This is a genomic window from Marinitenerispora sediminis (genome assembly GCF_003336425.1).
GTDB classification, from domain to species: Bacteria; Actinomycetota; Actinomycetes; order Streptosporangiales; family Streptosporangiaceae; genus Marinitenerispora; species Marinitenerispora sediminis.
The window spans coordinates 1-5,220 of record NZ_QEIO01000235.1; the positions used below are offsets into that span (position 1 = coordinate 1).

General features: G+C 57.3%; 2 rRNA genes. Both read left to right on the forward strand.

The annotated features are described in order from the left end of the window. The first annotated feature begins 251 nt into the window (after positions 1-251). A 16S ribosomal RNA gene (locus DEF28_RS25425) occupies positions 252-1,784 on the forward strand. A gap of 322 nt (positions 1,785-2,106) precedes the next feature. Beyond that, a 23S ribosomal RNA gene (locus DEF28_RS25430) occupies positions 2,107-5,187 on the forward strand. The 16S and 23S rRNA genes sit together here, the layout of an rRNA operon. Positions 5,188-5,220 lie beyond the last annotated feature (33 nt).

A 5,220-nucleotide genomic window follows, 5' to 3' on the forward strand; every position in this document is an offset into this window, starting at 1 on the left:
ACGCCGCCTCGATAGAAGAGCGGGACCGGTTGGATCTGGTCGGCTTGTATACGGGTTAGCGGTTGCTTCTTGAGAACTCAACAGCGCGTGTTTGTTTATCTTTGTGCCAAAGTTTGTTTTGGCCCCGTGGCACTGTCACGTTGGTGATGGTGTCGGGGTTCCTTTGATTGACTGGCCCTTCGGGGTTGGTTGTCAGGGTTTCTCTTCGAGGTTTACCGCACTGTCTTCGGATGGTGCTGGTTGTTTGACCTTTGATGGAGAGTTTGATCCTGGCTCAGGACGAACGCTGGCGGCGTGCTTAACACATGCAAGTCGAGCGGTAAGGCCCTTCGGGGTACACGAGCGGCGAACGGGTGAGTAACACGTGAGTAACCTGCCCCTGACTCTGGGATAAGCCGGGGAAACCCGGTCTAATACCGGATATGACATCCTGCCGCATGGCGGGGTGTGGAAAGTTGTTTCGGTTGGGGATGGACTCGCGGCCTATCAGCTTGTTGGTGGGGTGATGGCCTACCAAGGCGATGACGGGTAGCCGGCCTGAGAGGGCGACCGGCCACACTGGGACTGAGACACGGCCCAGACTCCTGCGGGAGGCAGCAGTGGGGAATATTGCGCAATGGGCGGAAGCCTGACGCAGCGACGCCGCGTGGGGGATGACGGCCTTCGGGTTGTAAACCTCTTTTACCACTCACGCAGGCATCCGGTTTTCCGGGTGTTGACGGTAGGTGGGGAATAAGGACCGGCTAACTACGTGCCAGCAGCCGCGGTAATACGTAGGGTCCGAGCGTTGTCCGGAATTATTGGGCGTAAAGAGCTCGTAGGCGGCCTGTCGCGTCTGCTGTGAAAGTCCGGGGCTTAACTCCGGGTGTGCAGTGGATACGGGCAGGCTTGAGGTAGGTAGGGGAGACTGGAATTCCTGGTGTAGCGGTGAAATGCGCAGATATCAGGAGGAACACCGGTGGCGAAGGCGGGTCTCTGGGCCTTACCTGACGCTGAGGAGCGAAAGCGTGGGGAGCGAACAGGATTAGATACCCTGGTAGTCCACGCTGTAAACGTTGGGCGCTAGGTGTGGGGCCTTTCCACGGGTTCCGTGCCGTAGCTAACGCATTAAGCGCCCCGCCTGGGGAGTACGGCCGCAAGGCTAAAACTCAAAGGAATTGACGGGGGCCCGCACAAGCGGCGGAGCATGTTGCTTAATTCGACGCAACGCGAAGAACCTTACCAAGGTTTGACATCGCCGGTAAACCGCTGGAGACAGTGGGTCCTTCGGGGATCGGTGACAGGTGGTGCATGGCTGTCGTCAGCTCGTGTCGTGAGATGTTGGGTTAAGTCCCGCAACGAGCGCAACCCTTGTTCCATGTTGCCAGCACGTTATGGTGGGGACTCATGGGAGACTGCCGGGGTCAACTCGGAGGAAGGTGGGGATGACGTCAAGTCATCATGCCCCTTATGTCTTGGGCTGCAAACATGCTACAATGGCCGGTACAGTGGGCTTGCGATGCCGTGAGGTGGAGCGAATCCCTAAAAGCCGGTCTCAGTTCGGATTGGGGTCTGCAACTCGACCCCATGAAGGTGGAGTCGCTAGTAATCGCGGATCAGCAACGCCGCGGTGAATACGTTCCCGGGCCTTGTACACACCGCCCGTCACGTCACGAAAGTCGGCAACACCCGAAACTTGTGGCCTAACCTTTTTGAGGGGGGAGCGAGTGAAGGTGGGGCTGGCGATTGGGACGAAGTCGTAACAAGGTAGCCGTACCGGAAGGTGCGGCTGGATCACCTCCTTTCTAAGGAGTCTTTCACAGCCAGTGTTTAACCTAATTCTGCTGGCGGACTCGTAAGTGGACCTGGTCTTGCCTGCCGTTGTGGTGGGTGGGGTTGGGATTGGCGCTTGGGTGAGCGAACGTTTCCCTTGGTTTTCTCGAAGAGGCTGGGGGCGCGCTGTTGGGTGTCTGAGGGGGCAACCTGTTGGTTGTTTCCTGGGTGCCACTCTGGTGAAGACACTGGGGTCTTGGGGGTTGTTTCTCCTTGGGTTCTGGTTGTTGTGGCTGGGTTTGTGGCTGGTGTTTTGATTCGTGGATAGTGTGCGCGAGCATCTTGTATCTGTGGTGGCCAAGTGATTGTGGCATACGGTGGATGCCTTGGCACCAGGCGCCGATGAAGGACGTGGGAGGCCGCGATAGTCCACGGGGAGTTGTCAACCGAGCTTTGATCCGTGGGTGTCCGAATGGGGAAACCTAGCCCGAGTTGTGTCGGGTTGCCGCTGCCTGAATGTATAGGGTGGTTGGTGGTGACGCGGGGAAGTGAAACATCTCAGTACCCGCAGGAAGAGAAAACAATAGTGATTCCCTGAGTAGTGGTGAGCGAAAGGGGATGTGGCTAAACCGTGCGCGTGTGATACCCGGCAGGGGTTGCGTGTGCGGGGTTGTGGGATGCGTCTTGTCTAGTCTGCCGGCTGGGCGCGGTGACGGAGCATGCTAGCTGAAGTCGTTGGGAAGCGGCGCCGTAGTGGGTGAGAGTCCCGTAGGTGAAGGCTTGTTCTGGCTGTTGATGTAGTCCCGAGTAGCGCGGAGCTCGAGGAATTCCGTGTGAATCTGGCAGGACCACCTGCTAAGCCTAAATACGTCCTGGTGACCGATAGTGCACTAGTACCGTGAGGGAAAGGTGAAAAGTGCCCCGGTGAGGGGTCGTGAAATAGTACCTGAAACCGTGTGCTGTCAAGCCGTCAGAGCCTTTTGGGGTGATGGCGTGCCTTTTGAAGAATGAGCCTGCGAGTCATGGTGTGTGGCGAGGTTAACCCGGGTGGGGTAGCCGTAGCGAAAGCGAGTCTGAATAGGGCGTTTGAGTCGCATGCTGTGGACCCGAAGCGGAGTGATCTACCCATGTCCAGGGTGAAGCGCGGGTAAGACCGTGTGGAGGCCCGAACCCACCAGGGTTGAAAACCTGGGGGATGAGGTGTGGGTAGGGGTGAAAGGCCAATCAAACTCCGTGATAGCTGGTTCTCCCCGAAATGCATTTAGGTGCAGCGTCGTGTGTTGCTTGCTGGAGGTAGAGCGACTGGTTGGTTGATGGGCCCGACAAGGTTACTGAGATCAGCTAAACTCCGAATGCCAGTATAGTTGAGCGCGGCAGTGAGACTGCGGGGGATAAGCTTCGTAGTCGAGAGGGAAACAGCCCAGATCATCAGCTAAGGCCCCTAAGCGTGTGCTAAGTGGGAAAGGTTGTGGAGTTGCTGAGACAACCAGGAGGTTGGCTTAGAAGCAGCCATCCTTTAAAGAGTGCGTAATAGCTCACTGGTCAAGTGATTCTGCGCCGATAATGTAGCGGGGCTTAAGTACACCGCCGAAGCTGTGGGGCTCACCGTTTGGTGGGTTGGTAGGGGAGCGTCGTGCATCCGGTGAAGCTGCGGGGTGACCTTGTGGTGGAGGGTGTGCGAGTGAGAATGCAGGCATGAGTAGCGATACCAACGTGGGAAACGTTGGCGCCGATTGACTAAGGGTTCCTGGGGCAGGTTAATCCGCCCAGGGTGAGTCGGGGCCTAAGGCGAGGCCGACAGGCGTAGTCGATGGATAACGGGTTGATATTCCCGTACCCGTTCATGCGCGTCCATACTGAACCCTTTGATGCTAACCACTACCGATGATTCTTCCTTCCTTCGGGTTGGTTGGGTTTGAGGCGTGGGGTCCGATTTGGTAGTAGGTAAGTGATGGGGTGACGCAGTGGGGTAGCTCTACCGGGCGGTGGTTGTCCCGGGATAAGCGTGTAGGCTGGCGTGTAGGTAAATCCGTGCGCTGTTGAGGCTGAGGCGTGATGTCGAGCCGTTTTTGGCGAAGTGAGTGATCCCGTGCTGTCGAGAAAAGCCTCTAGCGAGTGCGTGGGCGGCCCGTACCCTAAACCGACGCAGGTGGTCAGGTAGAGTATACCGAGGCGTTCGGGTGAACCATGGTTAAGGAACTCGGCAAATTGTCCCCGTAACTTTGGGAGAAGGGGAGCCCTGTCTGGTGATGGACTTTGCGTCTTGAGCTGGGTGGGGTCGCAGATACCGGGGGGAAGCGACTGTTTACTAAAAACACAGGTCCGTGCGAAGTCGTAAGACGCTGTATACGGACTGACGCCTGCCCGGTGCCGGAACGTTAAGAGGACTGGTTAGCTGTTTTTGGCGGCGAGGCTGGGAATCTAAGCGCCGGTAAACGGCGGTGGTAACTATAACCATCCTAAGGTAGCGAAATTCCTTGTCGGGTAAGTTCCGACCTGCACGAATGGCGTAACGACTTCCCCGCTGTCTCAACCATGGGCCCGGTGAAATTGCACTACGAGTAAAGATGCTCGTTTCGCGCAGCAGGACGGAAAGACCCCGGGACCTTCACTATAGCTTGACATTGGTGTTTGGGATGGTTTGTGTAGGATAGGTGGGAGCCTGTGAAGCTTGGACGCTAGTTCGGGTGGAGGCGCTGGTGAAATACCACTCTGGCTGTTTCGGGCATCTAACCTGGGACCGTGATCCGGTTCGGGGACAGTGTCTGGTGGGTAGTTTAACTGGGGCGGTTGCCTCCTAAAGGGTAACGGAGGCGCCCAAAGGTTCCCTCAGCCTGGTTGGTAATCAGGTGTTGAGTGTAAGTGCACAAGGGAGCTTGACTGTGAGACGGACGTGTCGAGCAGGTGCGAAAGCAGGGACTAGTGATCCGGCACCGGCGTGTGGAAGCGGTGTCGCTCAACGGCTAAAAGGTACCCCGGGGATAACAGGCTGATCTTCCCCAAGAGTCCATATCGACGGGATGGTTTGGCACCTCGATGTCGGCTCGTCGCATCCTGGGGCTGGAGTTGGTCCCAAGGGTTGGGCTGTTCGCCCATTAAAGCGGCACGCGAGCTGGGTTTAGAACGTCGTGAGACAGTTCGGTCCCTATCCGCTGCGCGCGTTGGAGACTTGAGAAGGGCTGTCCCTAGTACGAGAGGACCGGGATGGACGAACCTCTGGTGTGCCAGTTGTTCCGCCAGGGGCATGGCTGGTTGGCTACGTTCGGGAGAGATAACCGCTGAAAGCATCTAAGCGGGAAGCTTGCTTCGAGATGAGGTCTCCTTCCACCTTGAGTGGGTAAGGTCTCCAGTGGATGACTGGGTTGATAGGCTGGGTGTGGAAGCACTGTGAGGTGTGGAGCTGACCGGTACTAATCGATCGAGGGCTTGTCCATCACGGATGCTGGGTGTTCGCGCACATTGTTTTTT